The organism is Levilactobacillus tongjiangensis, assembly GCF_003946345.1.
In the GTDB taxonomy this organism is placed as follows: Bacteria; Bacillota; Bacilli; order Lactobacillales; family Lactobacillaceae; genus Levilactobacillus; species Levilactobacillus tongjiangensis.
Window position 1 is genome coordinate 38388 of sequence record NZ_RHNY01000002.1, and the last position, 14715, is coordinate 53102.

At 48.1% G+C, this 14715-nt stretch carries 16 protein-coding genes; 2 read left to right on the forward strand and 14 right to left on the reverse strand.

Translation table 11 applies throughout. From position 1 onward, the window contains the following. Positions 1-14 precede the first annotated feature (14 nt). Positions 15-818 carry a MerR family transcriptional regulator gene (locus EKM75_RS01195; protein WP_125691348.1) on the forward strand — a complete coding sequence of 268 codons (804 nt, stop codon included), beginning with the start codon at positions 15-17 and terminating at the stop codon, positions 816-818. 112 nt (positions 819-930) lie between these two features. Here EKM75_RS01195 and cbpB read toward each other — a convergent pair whose 3' ends face one another. From cbpB to murI, 4 genes are read right to left on the reverse strand one after another with little or no spacing between them, the layout of a single operon-like run. Then, positions 931-1419: a cyclic-di-AMP-binding protein CbpB gene (cbpB, locus tag EKM75_RS01200; protein WP_125691350.1), complete on the reverse strand. Its 489-nt coding sequence runs from the start codon at positions 1417-1419 to the stop codon at positions 931-933. A gap of 22 nt (positions 1420-1441) precedes the next feature. Next, entirely contained in the window at positions 1442-1960 is a 519-nt protein-coding gene (locus tag EKM75_RS01205) for a YfcE family phosphodiesterase (protein ID WP_125691353.1), read from the reverse strand. Between the two features lie 3 nt (positions 1961-1963). Further along, positions 1964-2563, reverse strand: a complete 600-nt coding sequence (locus EKM75_RS01210) for an XTP/dITP diphosphatase (protein WP_125691354.1) — start codon at positions 2561-2563, stop codon at positions 1964-1966. A gap of 2 nt (positions 2564-2565) precedes the next feature. After that, the gene (murI, locus tag EKM75_RS01215) at positions 2566-3393 is read right to left on the reverse strand and encodes a glutamate racemase (RefSeq protein WP_125691356.1); all 828 of its coding nucleotides are present in this window, start codon (positions 3391-3393) and stop codon (positions 2566-2568) included. 188 nt (positions 3394-3581) lie between these two features. On the opposite strand from murI, the gene EKM75_RS01220 reads away from it, so the two are divergent. Beyond that, positions 3582-4103, forward strand: coding sequence for a YslB family protein (locus EKM75_RS01220; protein ID WP_125691358.1), 522 nt, complete (start codon positions 3582-3584; stop codon positions 4101-4103). Between the two features lie 154 nt (positions 4104-4257). Here the strand turns inward: EKM75_RS01220 and trxA are convergent, their stop codons facing one another. The 10 genes from trxA to EKM75_RS01270 form a co-directional block, all read right to left on the reverse strand. After that, positions 4258-4572 (reverse strand): thioredoxin, encoded by a 315-nt coding sequence (gene trxA / locus EKM75_RS01225; protein WP_125691360.1) that lies wholly within the window; start codon positions 4570-4572, stop codon positions 4258-4260. A gap of 239 nt (positions 4573-4811) precedes the next feature. Then, positions 4812-7175: an endonuclease MutS2 gene (locus tag EKM75_RS01230; RefSeq protein WP_125691362.1), complete on the reverse strand. Its 2364-nt coding sequence runs from the start codon at positions 7173-7175 to the stop codon at positions 4812-4814. A gap of 26 nt (positions 7176-7201) precedes the next feature. After that, complete coding sequence (locus tag EKM75_RS01235; protein WP_125691364.1) at positions 7202-7738, reverse strand: CvpA family protein; 537 nt, start codon at positions 7736-7738, stop codon at positions 7202-7204. A 1-nt stretch (position 7739) separates the two neighbouring features. Next, complete coding sequence (locus EKM75_RS01240) at positions 7740-8003, reverse strand: cell division protein ZapA (RefSeq protein ID WP_125681790.1); 264 nt, start codon at positions 8001-8003, stop codon at positions 7740-7742. Between the two features lie 138 nt (positions 8004-8141). Next, positions 8142-8453 carry a DUF1292 domain-containing protein gene (locus EKM75_RS01245; RefSeq protein WP_125681792.1) on the reverse strand — a complete coding sequence of 104 codons (312 nt, stop codon included), beginning with the start codon at positions 8451-8453 and terminating at the stop codon, positions 8142-8144. 8 nt (positions 8454-8461) lie between these two features. Then, positions 8462-8899: a Holliday junction resolvase RuvX gene (gene ruvX / locus EKM75_RS01250; protein WP_125691366.1), complete on the reverse strand. Its 438-nt coding sequence runs from the start codon at positions 8897-8899 to the stop codon at positions 8462-8464. Next, entirely contained in the window at positions 8896-9168 is a 273-nt protein-coding gene (locus EKM75_RS01255; RefSeq protein WP_125681796.1) for an IreB family regulatory phosphoprotein, read from the reverse strand. The genes ruvX and EKM75_RS01255 overlap by 4 nt, the downstream gene beginning before the upstream one ends. Before the next feature lie 193 nt (positions 9169-9361). Beyond that, the gene (alaS, locus tag EKM75_RS01260) at positions 9362-12004 is read right to left on the reverse strand and encodes an alanine--tRNA ligase (protein ID WP_125691368.1); all 2643 of its coding nucleotides are present in this window, start codon (positions 12002-12004) and stop codon (positions 9362-9364) included. A 302-nt stretch (positions 12005-12306) separates the two neighbouring features. After that, positions 12307-13665: a DEAD/DEAH box helicase gene (locus EKM75_RS01265; protein WP_125691370.1), complete on the reverse strand. Its 1359-nt coding sequence runs from the start codon at positions 13663-13665 to the stop codon at positions 12307-12309. Continuing rightward, positions 13662-14627: a DHH family phosphoesterase gene (locus EKM75_RS01270; protein ID WP_125691372.1), complete on the reverse strand. Its 966-nt coding sequence runs from the start codon at positions 14625-14627 to the stop codon at positions 13662-13664. The genes EKM75_RS01265 and EKM75_RS01270 overlap by 4 nt, the downstream gene beginning before the upstream one ends. Positions 14628-14715 lie beyond the last annotated feature (88 nt).

The window sequence follows — 14715 nt, forward strand, 5'->3', positions numbered from 1 at the left end:
AGGGGAATGTGCAAATGAACACAAAACAATATCGAATCGGTGAGTTTGCCCGCCTTACAGGCGTTAAGAAACAAACGCTATTGTGGTACGACAAGATTGGACTCTTTAATCCGGCTGAAATTGGACCAAATGGCTATCGTTACTATACACTGAATCAGTTTGATCTCTTTAGCGTCATTCGTAGTTTTCAAAGCATTGGTATGTCCTTGGAAGAGATCAAAAACATCTTACAAAATCGTAACCCTCAGTCCAGTCAAAAAATTTTTTCACAACAGTTAAAAAAGGTCCAAAAAGAAATTACACTTGGAGAAAACCTGGCTAGTTCACTTCAACAACGTATCCAAATTATCCAAAGCGCCAAGACAGTTGATACACAAACCATTCATATCGAAAGCCAGCCAGCACAGTTTTTATTCCGCTCAAAGAGCTTTCAGGATATTTCGCCGGAAGAACAAGCCGTTGAAATCTCGAAAATCACAAATTTCCGTTACCAAACAAATCAATTTGGCAGTGCTTTAGGCGCCATGGTTGGGAAAGATAATTTTTTAAGTGGTAAGACAGTTTACAATTACTACTATTGCGAAGTTCGTGCCGAAGATAGCAACTACATCAAACCACAAGGTACATATTTAACGGGATTCTATCATGGTGACTACCGGGATACTTATAAAATCTACATGGAGATTCGGCGCTATGCTCACCAACATCACTTCGAACTGGGACCTTACAGTTATGAACAAAGCTTTATTGACGAAACTCTCTCGGCCACTCCGCAAGAATATTTAACGCGGGTCTCTATCCCGCTTCAGGAAGACTAACTACTAAACATGACCATATTAAAACCCCCAAGATTGAGACTTCCGTCCAACCTTGGGGGTTTCATAGTAATATTCAATTTATTAACGAAGAAAGCGTGACACACTTAACACCCTACTTATCTTCTTCCACCACATTTTCCCGCGGAATAACTTCATAATAGTTAGCTAAGTTATGTGCTAAGTAGTTAATTCGCTTTAAAATTTCACGCCGCGTAATAATCCCCTGGAAGACTTTATGCTCATCAACCAACGGAATAAACGGCTCGTTAATCATATAGTTTAAAATAGTTTCGAGTTTTGTCGGATCATCGACCCAGTGCTCCACCGGCAACATCACATCGGCGACCGTATAATTGCTTAACTGATCAACTGCGGCGCCCGGGACATGCAAGAGTTTATCCGTAATCACCGCCAAGGAGATCATCCCCTGCAGGTGGTCGTCCGCATCCAACACGGGAATCCGACTATAGCCCACCTTCGACAGGACCATAAAGGCGTGTTCCAACGTATTTGTCGCAGTCACGTTCGCGACAATGTCAGCGGAAATCACATAGCTCTTGGGATCATTACGCAGCATTCGCGCAACAGCGGGGTCAATCATGGGAGTCTCATCCTTTCTACAACTAAGCGTGGTTAAACGTAAACATTAATTCTGAAACGGGTTGGGCTTGGCGATCATAGTATTGAATCGTCCACGCTTTATCAGTTAACGTAATCAAAGCACACGTCCCACCGAGGCGTTCATACTCCCCACGTGGTTGACTAATACTGCCAGGATTAACGAAGATGTGTCCACCCTCCTGGTCGACGGCCAACTGATGCGTGTGGCCGTAGAAAACAAAGGCGGCTTCTTCTTGATCCGCCCGCAATTTTAATTTAGTCAAGTCCCAGTTCACGTCATCATGGTGACCATGTGTCAGCAGGACCTGCTGACCGTCAACCAAGGGCGTCTCCACCATTGGTAGCGTGCTGCCAAAATCCATGTTTCCTTGAACCGCATAGACGTCCTTAAACCAAGGATCATCCGCCGCCATTTCAGAATCCCCACAGTGAAAGATCGTGTCTGGTTGTAACGTCGCTTTTAGGCTGACCAGAATGTCTCGATCACCGTGATTATCACTGACCACTAACCATTTTGTCATTGCCTAGGCCTCCCACCATGCGTCAAACTGAGGTAACATCGCCGCGGTCGCCTTGGCCCGATGACTGTGCTGATTTTTCTTTGCCAAACTCATTTCAGCAAAGGTCTGGCCCTCAGCGGGAACGAAGAATAAGGGATCGTAGCCAAAACCATCTGCGCCACGCGGAGCCGTAAGAATCTGACCACGCACTTCCCCAGTGCTCACCAGTTGCTGACCATTGGGCTTAACCAACACCAATGAGGTGTGAAAGGCTGCCGTCCGCTTGTCAGCTGGCACGTTAGCTAGGTTCGCTAACAATTTTTCATTGTTTTTCGCATCATCATGATCTCCAGCGTATCTAGCCGAATAGATGCCGGGTTCGCCATTCAGCGCGTCCACCATCAACCCTGAATCGTCAGCCAACACGGGTAACTGCGTCGCCTGAGCGACTGCTGTTGCCTTCAACGTTGCATTTTCAGTAAAAGTCGTTCCGGTCTCTTGAACCTGATCGAGATCTGGAAAATCTGCCAGTGTCTTAACTGTCAGACCCTTGGGCTCAAAAATGGCGCGAAATTCCCGCGCTTTTCCCGCATTATTCGTGGCAATCACGATTGTATTTTCCATGGTTAGTTTTCCTCCGTTAAACTCGCTAACTCTGCGACTGGTAAATGTTGGGCGTGTACTGACTTACCCAACCAATCGGTGGCCAACTCGTCAAACTGCTGGGCATCACCAGTGGTCCAGTAAGCCGCTGTCACGCCATCGTGGCTCGTATTTGTCAGCTGTTGCTCAGCCAAAATTTGTTGGGCTCGCTGAGCAGTTGCCGTTCCGGGATCAACCAACGTCACGTCGGACCCGATTGCTTGTTGGATTACCCCCGCCAATAGTGGATAATGCGTGCAGCCCATCACCAACGTATCTAACTGCTGGCCCCGTAATGCCGCTAAACTCTCGCTGACCACTGTTAGCGCGTGGGGTGAAGTCAAATCATTCTGTTCGGCTAACGTCACCATTGCTGGACACGCAGCACTCTTCACAACTGCCTGGGAATCCGCGCGTAAAATATCTTGGCGGTACTGATCACTCTTCACCGTTCCCTCAGTCGCAATCACACCAATCCGATGGTTCTTAGTGGTCGCAACCGCCGCCTGTGCGCCGGGAGCAATGACCCCCACCACGGGAAAGGGAAATTCCTTTTGTATCTGAGGCAACGCCGCTGCGGTTGCGGTATTACAGGCGATGATCAACATTTTAATATTTGCCCGTTGTTTTAAGTAGCTGGCAATTTGCCGCGTAAAGGTCGTGACTTCCGCCACCGACCGTGGCCCGTATGGCAATCGTGCTTGGTCCCCTAGAAATACCGTATTTTCGTTCGGCATGAGTCGCTGAACTTCCTTTAAAACCGTTAAGCCGCCGACTCCTGAATCCATCAGTCCAATTGGATCTTTTTGCATGAATCAACGCTCCTTCGCGAATTACTTGAAACTATATTATCGCCTTTTTATGAATCGTTTTCAAGTTTCGGGTCAGCCAAAACGCTTCTGACAACTAAAAAATGGTTAAATTTCCTGACAGTCCAACTTCCCTAAAAATATACGGTATAATATAATCAGAATCTATTCGGATGAAGGAGCCAACCATCGTGAAAAACTTATATCAAACCGTCATGGGTGAAGCCAACGGCGCTGCCTATTTACCACAAATGTTACTGCGGGAAACCCTCTTACCCGAATTGTTGGGTGACGCCCAGGGTGACATCAACTATTGGGCTGGTAAAGCCCTTGCCCGCCATTTTCCACTTGGCAACCCCAAGGATGCGGCGCTCTTCTTTGACCAAGCAGGGTTTGGTGAACTAACTCTGGTCAAACAAACCATGCAGATGACCCGCTGGCAGCTCGCGGGAGAACCCGTTAAGCTTAGAAAACAGGTGACTGGTGAAACAGACTTTACTTTAGAGGCTGGCTTTCTGGCTGAAATGATGGCGCAACAACTTGGCGTCGCGACGGAAGCCGAACTAGTCGATAGTCCCCGCAAGCTTCAAGCAACGGCGGTCACCTTTGAGGTATACACTGATCCAGATGACGTCATTACAGACTATGACGCCCCAGAACCCCTGAAGTTAGTTCGGCCAGCTAATTCTGAGAATGATACCCCGACCGAATAGCAGACCCACTGACCACTTCATTCACAAATTTAGAATACCTACCGACGGGTCTTTGACCAGTTTTTTTCGTCAAAATTGACAGTATGGTTCAAAAAAGGAGCTGAGACCACGTCTCAACTCCTTTTTGCATCAATACAAGCACCGTAATTAGGGCTTAAGCTTCAACGTATTGGTTTAAAATCTTCTTCAATTGATCTTTGGAGTGATAACCCACGATGGAGTCAACCACTTGGCCATCCTTCTTAACCAGCAAGGTTGGAATACTCATAATGCCAAAAGATTGTGGCGTGTTCGGATTAGCATCAACATCCATCTTGTTAAAGGTCACGTTGTCCATATCCTCAGATAATTGTTCAACAACGGGTGATTGCATCCGACAAGGACCACACCAAGTTGCCCAAAAGTCAGTCAGGGTAACGCCAGTAGCGGTATCCTGTTCAAAGGTTTTATCAGTTGTCTCAGAAACCATTGTATTGCCTCCCTCTCAAAGTTCATCATTGCTATAGCTTCCAGTCTACCAGAATATTCTGAAATCACAACTAAGTTGCTTACAATTTATTCGTGTTGATTAATCGTCATATCCTTGAAATGCACTCGCCGCTAATAGCTCTTTCAAAGTATCTAGTCGGAACGCCAGAAGGGTCTGGGACTTTGGTCCCAGACCCTTCTAAGCACTTGAAAACTAATTCTGAAAACCTAAATTTATCCTCACTTAAACCGTACAACGGTTGAGCCGTCGCCCCCAGCATTAGCTGGTGAGAAGCCAAAACTCTTGATACGGTTATTCCGCTTCAAATAATTAGTGACCCCGGTGCGCAAGGCTCCGGTCCCCTTACCGTGAATAATTGTCACGGATGGGTAACCGGCCAGCAAGGCAGAGTCAATGTACCGATCGACCTCAGCCATGGCCTCCTCATAACGGTGACCACGCAGATCAAGGGTTGGCGACATTCCGCTAGACCCACTACGTTTGACACTTGCCCGTGGTTGCTTGGCCGACTTAGCTGGATCCTTAGCCTTTTCCAGATCATTGTTGGCAATCTTCATCTTCAAGATTCCCAATTGCACTTCCCAATGGCCCTCATCAAGCTGCTCCATCAGCACCCCGATTTGGCCGTATGACTTGACCAAAACACTGTCACCCTTGTGGAAGTCCAGCTTGGCCTTTTCCCGACGCAAGACTTTATTCTTCTTGAGCTTAGTGTCCTGCTGAAGGGCGTTTAAGGCCCCTTGAGCCGCAATCAACTCATCTTCCTTAACGACACTCTTACCAGCCGCTAACTGCTTCTTACGGAGGTCTGAAATGATTTGGTTGGCCCGCTTACGGGACTCATCAACCAATCGGTTAGCATCACGCTTCGCATCCGTCATCAACTGATCCTTTTGATGTTGATAAGCGTCGAATTGCTTCCGCAAGTCATCGTGTAACTCTTCGGCTTCAGTCAGTTGCGTTTGAAGATTTTCAGCATCCGCATCGACCCGCCGCTTCTGTTCCGTCAAATCAGAAATCATGGCATTTAAGTCCTGACTATCCTGATCCGTCAGGCCGCGAGCCGCGTCGATTACCTGCGAAGGCATTCCCAAGCGTGCTGCAATGTCTAACGCGTTACTCCGTCCAGGAATCCCAATCAACAGGTGATAGGTTGGCCGTAACGTTTCGCCGTTAAATTCCATACTGGCGTTGATGGTATCAGGCCGGTTATAACCATACGCCTTCAGCTCTGGATAGTGGGTCGACGCCATCACGTAACTGCCCAACGTGCCGATTTCATCCAGAATAGCGATGGCCAAGGCTGCCCCTTCTTGCGGATCGGTTCCGGCACCCAGTTCATCGACCACGATGAGACTGTGGTCGTCAGCTTGCTGAAGAATAGCGACGATATTTTCCATGTGCCCCGAGAACGTACTCAGACTCTGTTCAATAGATTGTTCATCCCCAATATCCGCAAAGATATCGTTGAACACACCGATAACACTGTTCTCATTAGCCGGAATGAAGAGACCTGATTGGCCCATTAGTTGCACTAAGGCCAGCGTCTTCAGGGTAATCGTTTTCCCACCAGTGTTGGGCCCCGTCACGATGATTGCCTTGTAGTCTTTCCCAATCGCAATATCGTTAGCCACGACCTTCTTTTGATCAATCAATGGATGCCGGGCCTGACGCAGACTCACTTGATTTTCCACCGACAACTTAGGTTCTGTGGCCTTTAGTTGGTGCGCATACTTGGCCTTAGCGTTAATGAAGTCAAAGTGGCCTAACAACTCAGCGTTGCGTAAAATTTCTTCCTGGTAAGGGTCCAATAATGCCGTCAATTCGGCCAAAATCCGTTGTTCCTCATGTCGCTCATCAATCTGATTCTGCCGTAATCGGTTGTTTAAACCAACCACTGCTTGCGGTTCAATAAACAACGTTTGGCCACTGGCACTTTGGTCATGGACGATGCCCCCGAACCGTTGCTTATATTCAGAACGCACGGGAATAACGTACCGGTCATCCCGAATCGTCACAATGGTTTCACTCAAATACTTGGCGTCTTTGCCGCGCGTGTACTGATCCATCGTTCGCCGAATCTCAGCTTCCGTCGACGTAATGTGCTGACGAATCTGCCGCAGGGCTGGTGACGCTTCATCGGTAACGTGACCATCATCTTCCAGGGACGTCCGCAACCGACGCGTCACATCTGGCAGCGTCACTAACTCTTTGACAACGCGATTGAGCCGACGTAAATCAACCTCTTTTTCAGCTAGGTCGTGGAAAAATTTCACCACGGACCCCGTCGTCCAAAGAACCCGACTGATTTGCGCCAATTCTAGCCCGTTTAACGCCGCTTCCATCTCTAAACGATGGAGGTGGGGTCGAATATCATCGAGTTTAGGCAACGGAATGCCACTCTCTAAACGGTAAATATCCGCACCATCACGTGTTTCGTCTAACCAAATCTGTAGCTCTTTAGCATCGGCAGTTGGCGCTAGCTGGGCCAATTCATGCTGACCCGCTGCGGAGACTAAGTAGCCCCGTAACGCTTGCTTGATGCGATCGTATTCCATAATTTTTAATGTTTTTTGATTCATCGGGCTCTCCTCTCTACCGATTGTTGTTAAGCCGCCTGCTCAGTTAACCACCAGCTATACACCTGTTTTGATAAAACTGGCGTTTGTTTCACGATAAACTGGGCCACTGGCGAGGCTTGATAACTTTTTTGTAATCCCGTACTTGGTAACAGGATAATTAAATTTAGAATTAAAAAAATCACGATGTAGCGGATGACCAAATTAATGAGACCGCCTGCTAACGAGTTTACTTGATGAATGACTGGCAGCCACGTCACCTTGTTTAACGTGTAGGCAATGCGATGTGTGATAAAGAAACCCACCGTTAGAATAGCAGAAAAGGCAATCCCATTTAGGAAAAAGGAACTACTCTGGCTGGCCGTCACCGCACTCACTGAACTATTGAGCGAAAGGTTACCCACAAACTGGCCAATCCCTGCTGCCAATGGTTTAGCACCAAATCGGGCTGCTAGCCACACGATAATGTAGCCAATGGTGTTCAGTATCTGGAGCACTAATCCCCGCCGGTAGCCCCGGCGAAAACCAAAATAGAGAACTGCCAAAATTATTAAACTGAGTACCAAACTAGTCCCCCGTTTCCGCGTTATCCTTTTTGGGAGCTGATTGATCACTGGCCGCCGCCATTTTCAACTGATCGGAAATGGCATTAAACGCCATCAAAATCGCAGCGTCTTCCTTACTGATTTTAGGTGATAACTCTTTTAGTTGTTTGTATTGATCATTGAGTAATTCCGTTACTGCTCGCATATGCTCGTCCGTTGCTTGGCCCACAATCGTGTAACTCTTGCCCGCAATGACGGCTTTGAAACGGTGTGTTTCTTCGGTCATTTTAAATTCCCCCTGTTTTGCACAATGCCTTATTTTACCATTAATGGGGGGCCGGACGCACGTTTTGACGTCTTAATATTCCGTAAACTCATGCCAAACAAAAAAGGACGGAATACTCCGTCCTTTCCTCGTCACTGACTAGTCTTTCTTGCCAGCGTTAGGATCAATCGTTCCGTCAGCCAAGAAGGTGTTCAGAACTGATTCAACCATGTCCCATTCTTCATCGGACTCGATTAATTGCAAGTCACCACCGGATGGGTTAGCTGGGTCATCATCGGCTGGTAAAGCGTAGGCTTGGATGTCAACTTCCTCGTCTTCGCTCTTGCCGGATGGGTAAATCAAAATGTATGACTTACCAAAATCATCAGATTCAAAGGTAAATAAGACATCGTATAATTCTTCATTACCGTTTTCATCAACTAATGTGATTTGTTCTTGGTCTTCGTTCATGGGAAACCTCACTTTTCTCGGGTTAATTTTCCTCGCCGATCTAAATAGTTCTGCAAGATCAACCCGGCTGCTAATTTATCAATAACTTTTTTACGTTTGCGGCGAGACGTATCCGCCTGTTCAACTAACATACGCTCCGCCTCAACCGTTGTCAACCGCTCGTCCTCAAAATCAACGGGCATATGGAAACGTTCGGTCAACATCTCACCGTACCGCTTGGAAGCAGCGGCCCGGGGACCTAGCGAATTGTTCATGTTCTTGGGAAGGCCCACCACAAAGCCTTGAACTTCGTGAGCTTTGACCAACTCGGCCACACGGTCGATCCCAAAAATTTCTTCCTCTTCGTTGATCCGGATGATTTCAACACCCTGTGCTGTCCAACCTAACGCATCACTGATGGCAATCCCCACGGTACGGGAACCAACATCTAATCCCATTAACTTCATTTAGGCTTCACCGGTCCATTCTGATTCAAGTAAACCCGCACCAGTTCCTCGATGATCTCATCGCGTTCGTGCTTACGAATCAAGTTCCGCGCATCATTGATACGTGGAATATATGCAGGATCGCCCGATAGTAGGTAGCCGACAATCTGATTAATTGGGTTATAACCCTTTTCCTCTAGTGCTTGATAGACCGTTACCAGCGTATCGTGGACATCCTTTGGCTGGTTAGCCCCAAAGTCAAAATACATCGTTTTGTCTAATGAACTCACTATAAACACCCCCGCACTTCTCACTTAGCCTCAATTTTACTCGATTGCCGACAAAACTACAATGAACGATTCTCAATGTAACCTATTCGTAATACTGCCGGTGGCAAGAGCCCGGGAGAAACTTTCCCAGGCTCCGCTGTTTAACAATCTTATTCAGCAAGCCGTCATCAAATGACCACCGCTTGCCTTAATTCTAGTCTTGTTCACTCAGCCAATCAACCGCGGCTGTCATCGCATCTGGCAACCCAGCAGGATTCTTCCCACCGGCTTGTGCTAAGTTAGGACGACCACCGCCGCCACCATTGATCTTAGGCGCAATGGCTTTGATCAGGTCACCGGCTTTGACCTGCTTTTGCTTGTCCGCAGACACCGCAACAATCAGGTTAGCCTTCCCGTTTACCTCGGCTCCCAATACTAACACATCGGACAAGGATTGGTCACGCCAAGTGTCTGCTAAAGCCCGCAACTGGTCCATCTTGGATACTTGCACGGTCCCACTGATCAGTTGGTAATTCCCAGCGGTCGTAATCTTATCGAACACGGCACTAGCCTCTTGACTAGCCAGCTTGCCTTCTAAGGCTGCTTGTTGCTGTTCTAAGCTCTTTACTTGTGCTTGTAAGGCACTAACCTTCTGAGTCACTTCAGTAACCTGAGTAACCTTCAGAGCGCTCCCTACGGCATGTAAAATGTCATCATGGTCGTGCAAATACTTGTAGGCAGCGGCTGAGGTCACGGCTTCAATCCGCCGAACCCCGGCACCGACCCCGGATTCTGAGGTAATCTTGAACAGTCCAATTTCATTGGTGTTCTTAACGTGGTTCCCACCACAGAATTCGGTCACGAAGTCACCAGCACTGACGACCCGAACGGTCTTCCCGTACTTTTCACTGAACAGTGCAATGGCGCCCATCTTCTTAGCGGATTCGATGTCGGTCACAACCGTCTTAACGGGCATTTCAGCAAAGATCTTCTCGTTAACGATGGCTTCAGCCTTGGCTAAATCAGCGGGATCAACGGCACCAAAGTGGGTAAAGTCAAACCGCAAGTAGTCGCCTTCAACTAATGACCCAGCTTGTTGCGTATGTTCGCCGAACACTTCGCGTAAAGCCTTGTCCAACAAATGGGTTGCCGTATGGTTCTTTTCAACTTTGCTATGGAACTTCCGGTCAACCTTCAGCTCATAGCTCGTACCCTTCTCCATCGGCGCAACGAGTGTCAACGTGTGGAGGTTTTGACCATTAGGTGCGTGTTGGACGTCAGCTACGTGGGCAACGACAGTCCCATCACCAGTCAAGATGTCTCCTTTATCAGCAACTTGGCCACCCATTTCTGCATAGAACGGTGTGGTATCAAACATTGCTTCTACAGTCGCACCAGCTGGAGCTTCGTCAGCCAATTGGTCATCAACCACTAACTCAGTTAACGTACTGGTCGTCTCTAGTTCCGTGTAACCGACGTATTCGCTAGGCGTCTTGACGTTGATCAACAGGTCGTGTTGCAGGCCCATCGCCGTTTGCTTACCCCGCGCGTTACGAGCCCGGTCCTTTTGCTTTTGCATTTCAGCCTTAAAACCAGCTTGGTCGACCGTGATGCCCTGGTCATCCGCGTATTCCTCAGTCAATTCAACGGGGAAACCATAGGTATCATACAGTTTGAAAGCATCGGCACCGTCAATTTGCGTACCACCTTGTTCTTTCAAATCAGCAATCACGCTATTCAGCAGGTTCAACCCATCGTTTAACGTTTCGCCAAACCGGTCTTCTTCAGAGCGAACGATCTTAGCGATATAGTCCGCTTGCTTCAAGACATCTGGGTAGTAGGACTGCATGATTTCACCAACCACTGGGACGAGTTGGTCCAAGAAGGCCCCGTTAATGCCCAGCTTCTGGCCGTTAACGATTGCCCGCCGAATCAGCCGCCGGATAACGTAGCCCCGACCTTCATTGCTAGGCAAGGCGCCATCACCAATGGCAAACGTAATGGCCCGTGCATGGTCAGCAATCACCTTGAAGGCCACGTCGTCTTCGTGGTTGTCACCATATTTCTTACCAGCACTTAATTCAGCCGTTTTATGAATAATTGGCAGGAACAAGTCGGTTTCAAAGTTCGTCCGAGCATTTTGGAAAATGGAAACGACCCGTTCTAAGCCCATCCCCGTATCAATGTTTTTACGAGGTAATGGTTTGTAACTACCATCTGGCTCGTGGTTGAACTGGGAGAACACGATGTTCCAAACTTCCAAGTAGCGTTCATTTTCGCCACCAGGGTAGTTCTCTGGGTCGTCGGCAGCCAAATTATTGAAGGCTTCACCACGGTCATAGAAGACCTCAGAGTCAGGACCCGAAGGACCTTCACCAATATCCCAGAAGTTATCTTCAACGGCAATGATGTGGTCAGGGGCAACGCCCACAGCTTCCCAAGCATCCTTGGCGTCCGTATCCTTAGGGTAAACCGTCATGTACAGTTTATCAGCGTCCCAGCCAAACCAATCCGGTGACGTCAATAATTCCCAAGCAAATCCAATGGCTTCCTTCTTGAAGTAGTCACCCACAGAAAAGTTCCCGAGCATTTCGAACAGCGTGTGGTGACGCGCCGTCTTCCCAACGTTTTCAATATCGTTCGTCCGGATACTCTTTTGAGAACTCGTCATACGGGGATTCTCTGGCACAACTTGGCCGGAGAAGTACTTCTTCATCGTGGCAACCCCGGAGTTGATCCACAATAATGAGGGATCATCTTGGGGAACCAGTGAAGAACTTGGTTCCACTGCGTGCCCCTTCGACTTAAAGAAGTCGAGGTACATCTGGCGAATTTCGCTACTTGATAACTCTTTCATCTCTTAAAAACCTCCAAAAAATGTCAAAAACACCGTTGCCCGTAAAGACGCCGAAGCGCGGTACCACTTTACTTGCAACGATGTTTTAATCGTTTACCTCTTGAACTCATAACGCTGAGTCGCGATGTTACTGAGGGAGCGCCACCCCGTCACCGACTCGTTTTTCACAGCAACCAAAACGTTTCTTAAAATCCGTAACCGGGGGTATGTCCTCGAGATATATTTAATTGTCCATTCAAAATTATAGGTGGCCGAGCTGACCTTGTCAATTCTGAAGCGCCAGCTCACTGACGAATCTCAGATTATTGGTACCGGTCTGATTCGCGCTTCCGCCGTTTTCGCTCGTTACGCGCACTTTGACGTGCCGCAATCCGCTTCTCTTGGTCCTTCTTGGCGTGAATAATCTGCTTGATTTGGTGCTTGTAACCAGGCTTGATCTTCTTTTTCTTCTTCTTGACCATCCCAATCAGAGTTGGATCCAGCTTAGCAGTACTCTTAGCCCGCTTAGTCCGGCGGTTCCGGTCATAGGAGTCAACAATTTCGCCATTGCTGATGCGCTTAGGTTGGAACTTGATCCCCAACGCTTCAATCTGGCTGATCTTCGCTTCTTCATCTGGTGAGTACAGGGTGATGGCCGTTCCAGGCATCCCCTGACGGCCCGTCCGGCCAACCCGGTGAATAAAGAAGTCCAAGTCTTCTGGAATATCATCGTTGATCACGTGAGAAACCCCTTCAATATCGATTCCCCGAGCAGCCAAGTCGGTTGCCACCACAAATTGATACTGCAAGTTCTTAACTTCACGCATGACCCGCTTCCGTTCACGAGGCTTGATACCCCCGTGAATCATAGCGACCTTGAGGCCTTGATTCTTCAAGAAGTCGTGAATTTGTTCAACTCGCGTCTTGGTATTCGCAAAGATCAAGACCAGGTAAGGTTCGCCCATCGTAATCAGGGAATAGATCAGTTGGTTTCTGTTCTGCCCCTTGGTTGAAATCAACCAGTTATCAATGGTGTCTGAAATAATGGTATCAGTTGGGATCTCTTCAACAACTGGATGGTTCATATATTTACGTAAGAACGGGTTCAGTCGTTGAGGAATCGTCGCTGAAAAGACCATCATTTGTAGGTTCTTTGGCATCCGTCCAGCAATTTTATCGACTTGGTCCAAGAAACCTAAGTCCAGCGTCATGTCGGCTTCATCGACGACAAACTGCCGCGTGGTGTGCACGTCCAGCGCTTGTGAGTCAATTAAATCCTTGACCCGACCAGGTGTCCCAATAATCAATTGGGGTTGGTAGTGATGCAACTTTTCAATCTGCCGCTTCTTATCAGTACCCCCAACGTAATTCCCAATTCGAATTTCAAAAGGTGCTTCGGCTGCTAATTGTTCCGCAGCCGTGTGAATTTGGTAAGCGAGTTCCCGGCTAGGGGTCGTGATAACCGCCTGAACCTGGTTCTCTTCAGTTAGTTGATTAAAAATCGGTAGCAGGAACGTATGGGTCTTCCCACTCCCGGTCTGTGATTGGCCGACAACGTCCTTACCCGAAGCGATGATGGGAATTAATTTTTCCTGAACCGCCGTAGGCTTCACGAAGCCAATCTTGTGCAAGGCCGTCATTAAATACGGCTGCAGGTTAAATTCTTTAAAATCCTTGCTCATTCATTTTCTCCTTTACCGTTAGCCACTAACTCATCGAGCTCGTGGATAACTTGGTCAATCTCTGCTTGATTGTGGGCAGTGGCACCACTGGCCAGAGCGTGACCGCCCCCACCGTGGTTCTTCGCCAGTTCATTGATGGAAGGTCCCTTCGACCGCAACCGAATGCGGAAGGTCTGGTCCTTAGATTCAACGAAAATTGCCCAGGCAACGACCGACGTGATCTTACCGGGCAATGGTACCACGGCAGACGTTGAATCCTTGGCTGCTAAGCCAAAGGACTCGACGATTTCATCGGTCAGCTTCAGGTACGCTGCCCCACTAGGCAGAATTTCGAGGTTCTGGTAAACGTAAGCGGACAACTTGGCCATGGCCGGCGAAATTTCATCTTCCGCCTGGTTGACGGCGGTCATGGAAAAGTTGTAGGTCAGAAGCTTGCTAGCTACCGCAAAAGTGTTGGCAGAAGTAGCCGGGTACATAAACCGACCCGTGTCCCCAATGATGCCGGCATACAGTAGTCGAGCCGCATCGTCAGGCATGGTCAGTTCAGCTGAGTTCACATCGTACCAGTCATAAATAATCTCAGACGTACTGGACGCTTGATCCAATACCCACTGAAGGTCACCAAAGGCGTCATCGTTAGGATGGTGGTCAATTTTAATGACCGCCTTCCCCGACTGCCACCGTTCGTCATCGATCCGCGGCTGGTTAGCCGTGTCGACCACGATGACTAAAGCATCCTGAAAGGCCTCATCAGCCACGTCCTGGTCGGCCTGACCCATCCAGTCAAAGCCAGGATAATGTTTCCCAACAGCCAAGATCTTTTTATCAGGAAAACTGGCTTTTAAAATGTCCCGTAAAGCCAATTGAGCCCCGATACAATCAGGATCTGGGCGTTGATGACGGTGAATAATAATCGTTTCATACTTTTTAATTTCTTCTAAAATGGCAGTTTCAATGGCCAATATAGTTCACCCGTTTTCTATCCGTTTTTTTCGACCAAGACGCGTCGATACCGCGTTTCAGTATACAAGTTTTACGGGGTAATATCAA

Bases quoted from the DNA above. Each gene is read 5' to 3' on its own strand.
- cbpB (WP_125691350.1), bottom strand. From the start codon at position 1,419: ATGATTGACCCCGCTGTTGCGCGAATGCTGCGTAATGATCCCAAGAGC.
- EKM75_RS01230 (WP_125691362.1), bottom strand. From the start codon at position 7,175: ATGAATCAAAAAACATTAAAAATTATGGAATACGATCGCATCAAGCAA.
- murI (WP_125691356.1), bottom strand. From the start codon at position 3,393: ATGCAAAAAGATCCAATTGGACTGATGGATTCAGGAGTCGGCGGCTTA.
- EKM75_RS01205 (WP_125691353.1), bottom strand. From the start codon at position 1,960: ATGACAAAATGGTTAGTGGTCAGTGATAATCACGGTGATCGAGACATT.
- EKM75_RS01245 (WP_125681792.1), bottom strand. From the start codon at position 8,453: ATGAACGAAGACCAAGAACAAATCACATTAGTTGATGAAAACGGTAAT.
- alaS (WP_125691368.1), bottom strand. From the start codon at position 12,004: ATGAAAGAGTTATCAAGTAGCGAAATTCGCCAGATGTACCTCGACTTC.
- EKM75_RS01195 (WP_125691348.1), top strand. From the start codon at position 15: ATGAACACAAAACAATATCGAATCGGTGAGTTTGCCCGCCTTACAGGC.
- EKM75_RS01265 (WP_125691370.1), bottom strand. From the start codon at position 13,665: ATGAGCAAGGATTTTAAAGAATTTAACCTGCAGCCGTATTTAATGACG.
- ruvX (WP_125691366.1), bottom strand. From the start codon at position 8,899: ATGAAGTTAATGGGATTAGATGTTGGTTCCCGTACCGTGGGGATTGCC.
- EKM75_RS01240 (WP_125681790.1), bottom strand. From the start codon at position 8,003: ATGACCGAAGAAACACACCGTTTCAAAGCCGTCATTGCGGGCAAGAGT.
- trxA (WP_125691360.1), bottom strand. From the start codon at position 4,572: ATGGTTTCTGAGACAACTGATAAAACCTTTGAACAGGATACCGCTACT.
- EKM75_RS01210 (WP_125691354.1), bottom strand. From the start codon at position 2,563: ATGGAAAATACAATCGTGATTGCCACGAATAATGCGGGAAAAGCGCGG.